This window comes from Falsiroseomonas oryziterrae (assembly GCF_021864505.1).
Lineage (GTDB): Bacteria > Pseudomonadota > Alphaproteobacteria > Acetobacterales > Acetobacteraceae > Falsiroseomonas > Falsiroseomonas oryziterrae.
In genome coordinates, this window is record NZ_JAKJIB010000413.1 from 1 (window position 1) to 3089 (window position 3089).

Below are 3089 nucleotides of genomic sequence, written 5' to 3' on the forward strand. Positions count from 1 at the left end.
AGCTCGCTGAAGCTCTTCGGGCGGTACTAGCGGGCCAGGACGCGATAGGGCGCGGCGGGCTCGGCCGGCGCGGCCTCCGCGACCGGCCTGGCGCCCGCAATGGGGGCCGGGGCGGGGGCCGGCGCAGACGGCGGCGCCGGATCGCCGAACAGGCCAGGGCCGTCAGGCGCCGGCGGCTCCGGCAGGGCCTCGTCGTCGGGAAGCGGATTGCCGAGAAGGTCGCTGGCCATGGGGTCCGGGATCGCTCGGGGCCCGGTGGGGCCAGTGATGGGTCACGTCCCTCGGGGAGGGTGGAAGGCCGGCGGGCGACCCGCGCGAGAACTCGTTACGGCTGCTTCCTTCCGGACCTGACCGGGTTGGCGAGGGGCACGTCCGTCGCCGACCTTCCGTCCCCAATATCGGGCCTGCGGGCGCCTGCGGCAATGGTGCGCCCGGCGGCGCACCGATCCGCGATCCGGCTCGGTTGCCGCCCCCCGGGCCGCGTGGCACATCACCGCCCGCATGCTCTCCTTCCCCGCCAGCCGGCCCAACGCCTACACCGGCAGCCCGCTCGACCGCGCCTCGGCGCTGCGCGAGGACGCCGACTGGATCCACCAGGCGTTGGCGGACCCGGACACGCTCTTCGCCCCGGTCTGGCGCGCGAAGTCGCTGATGAAGGGCGTCGAGGCCGGCAGGCCCGAGGCCGTGCTGCTGACGGCCGCCGCGGCCGAGGCGGTGCGCATGCAGGACGGCCCCTGGGCCTTCCTCGGGCTCTGGGAGAAGCGCCCGGTCTTCGCCGTGGACTGCTCGGCGGCCGAGGACCCGCTGCCGCTGCTGCCGGAGGGCATGGGCGGCTTCGCCGATCTCCGCAGCGTCGCGGGCCTGCTGCCCGCGGGCGAGGCGAGCGTGCTGGCGCATGCCCGCGGGCTGATGCACTGGCGCACGAAGCACCGCTTCTGCGGCGCCTGCGGCGCGCCCTGCACGCCGCGCAGCGCGGGCAACGCGACCGCCTGCACGGCCTGCGGGACGCAGCATTTTCCGCGCACCGACCCGGCCGTCATCATGCTGGTGGTGCGCGGCGACCGTTGCCTGCTCGGCCATTCGCACCGCTTCCCCAACGTCACCATGTATTCGACCCTCGCCGGCTTCGTGGAACCGGGCGAGAGCCTCGAGGAAGCCGTGCGCCGCGAGGTGCAGGAGGAGACGGGCGTGCTGGTCGGCAAGGTCGCCTACCATTCCTCCCAGCCCTGGCCCTTCCCCTCCTCCATCATGCTCGGGTTCCACGCCGAGGGCCTGACGGAGGACATCCGCATCGACCCGGAGGAGCTGAAGGACGCGCGCTGGTTCAGCCGCGCCGAGCTGCGCAACCCGGAGGCCGGCGGCTTCTCGCTGCCGCGCGTCGATTCGATCGCCCGCCGGCTGATCGAGGACTGGCTGGAGGCCGCCTGATGCAACCGCCCCGCATCCTGCCGGCGCTCGCCCTGCTGCTGCTCGCGGCCTGCGGCGGCGCGCCCGCGCGCCAGGCCGCCCCGACCGAGGATCCCGCCGTCGCCGAATGCCGCGCCGAGGCGAGCCGGAGCGACACGGTGCGCGAGGCCTGGCGCGCCGCCAACCTCTCCAGCTCCGGCGAGCAGGAGCGCACGCGGGCACGCGTCGCCGACGCGGAGGCGCGCGCCCTGAACGACTGCCTGCGCCGGCGCGGCGTGATCCGCGGCGGTGGCGTCGAGCGCGTCCGGCCGCCCAGCTTCTTCTGACCGGGCCTCAGTTGCCTTCGCGCTGCGCCAGCCGCGTGGGGTGCGCGCGGTAGGTGCCGAGGATGCGCAGGTCGGCCGAGAAGAACGCCAGCTCCTCCAGAGCGCGGGCCAGCCCCGGCTCCTCCGGATGCCCGTCGACGTCGGCCAGGAACTGCGTGGCGTTGAACGAGCCGCCGACCATGTAGCTCTCGAGCTTGGTCATGTTCACGCCGTTGGTCGCGAAGCCGCCCAGCGCCTTGTAGAGCGCGGCGGGGATGTTGCGGACGCGGAAGACGAAGCTCGTCACCCAGTGGCCGTCGCCATAGGGCGGCGGCAGGGCCTCGCGCGCCATCACGTAGAAGCGCGTCGTGTTGTGCGCCGCGTCCTCGATGTTCCGGCGGAGGATCTGCAGACCATAGACCTCGGCGGCGAGTTCGCTGGCGACCGCCGCGTCCTCGATGCCGCCGCGCTCGGCGATCAGCGCCGCGGCGCCGGCGGTGTCGGCCTCGATCACCGCCTGCAGGTTCAGCTCCTTCAGCACGTTCAGCACCTGGCCGAGCGCCATCGGGTGGCTGTGCGCGCGCTTCAGCGTCGCGACGCTGGCCCCCTTCGGCGCCAGCAGGCAGTGCTCGACGCGCTCGAAATGCTCGCCGACCACATGCAGGCCGGAATCGGGCAGCAGGCGATGGATGTCCGGCACGCGGCCCGCGAGCGAGTTCTCGCAGGGCAGCATGGCGCGCGCGGCGCGGCCGTCGCGCACCGCCTGCATCGCCGCTTCGAAGGACGGGCAGGGCAGCGTCGTCCAGCCCGGATAGGCGTGCCGGCACGAGAGGTCGGAATAGGCGCCGGGAAGGCCCTGGAAGGCGATCGTCCGCGCAGCCGAACCCGCTGCTTCCGGCGACACGGCGTTGCGCAACTCGGCGGCCGGGCTGTCCATCATGTGATCCTGGATGTGATCCTGCGGTTCTGCGGGCGTTCAACGGGCGGGCCGCGCGAGGCAGGCGGGTTGTCGAGGTTGCACACCGCCTCTATGTTCCGCGCGTTTTACGGCACGGCGACACGGGCGCAAGCCCGCCGGCGTGGCGCCATGTCGCCGCCAGGGCGGCGCCCCGGTGCCCCGGCTGGCCGCGGTTGGAAGGGTTCGATCCGGGATGTCTCTCGAGTTCAACAAGGCGGCCGCCGCGGTGCTGACCGCGGGCATCACCTTCATGGTTGCGGGCCTCGTCGGCGACGCCCTCGTCTCGCCGCCGCGCATCTACCAGTCGGCCATCGCGACCGGCGCGCCGCCCCCGGCCGCGCAGCAGGCCGCCGCCCCCGCCGCGCCGGCGCTCGAGCCGATCTCGCCGCTCCTCGCCGCGGCCAATGCCGACACCGGCC

4 protein-coding genes, 1 other RNA gene and 1 pseudogene are annotated in these 3089 nt (G+C 74.1%); 3 read left to right on the forward strand and 3 right to left on the reverse strand.

The window, feature by feature from the left end:
• Nucleotides 1–26: 26 nt before the first annotated feature.
• Together L2I40_RS21165 and ffs are read right to left on the reverse strand one after the other, a co-directional pair.
• Complete coding sequence (locus L2I40_RS21165; protein WP_237217178.1) at nucleotides 27–230, reverse strand: hypothetical protein; 204 nt, start codon at nucleotides 228–230, stop codon at nucleotides 27–29.
• A 59-nt stretch (nucleotides 231–289) separates the two neighbouring features.
• Nucleotides 290–388: signal recognition particle sRNA small type (gene ffs, locus L2I40_RS21170), an RNA gene on the reverse strand.
• A 113-nt stretch (nucleotides 389–501) separates the two neighbouring features.
• On the opposite strand from ffs, the gene nudC reads away from it, so the two are divergent.
• Both nudC and L2I40_RS21180 read left to right on the forward strand, forming a co-directional pair.
• A complete protein-coding gene (gene nudC, locus L2I40_RS21175) occupies nucleotides 502–1428 on the forward strand; it encodes an NAD(+) diphosphatase (protein WP_237217180.1) in 927 nt (308 codons plus the stop codon).
• Nucleotides 1428–1733 carry a phosphoribosylamine--glycine ligase gene (locus tag L2I40_RS21180; protein ID WP_237217182.1) on the forward strand — a complete coding sequence of 102 codons (306 nt, stop codon included), beginning with the start codon at nucleotides 1428–1430 and terminating at the stop codon, nucleotides 1731–1733. Before nudC ends, L2I40_RS21180 begins: the two co-directional genes overlap by 1 nt.
• A gap of 7 nt (nucleotides 1734–1740) precedes the next feature.
• Here L2I40_RS21180 and L2I40_RS21185 read toward each other — a convergent pair whose 3' ends face one another.
• A complete protein-coding gene (locus L2I40_RS21185) occupies nucleotides 1741–2649 on the reverse strand; it encodes a prephenate dehydratase (protein WP_237217184.1) in 909 nt (302 codons plus the stop codon).
• 214 nt (nucleotides 2650–2863) lie between these two features.
• Between L2I40_RS21185 and L2I40_RS21190 the strand changes: the two are divergent.
• Nucleotides 2864–3089: pseudogene (locus L2I40_RS21190) on the forward strand (c-type cytochrome); the annotation flags it as partial.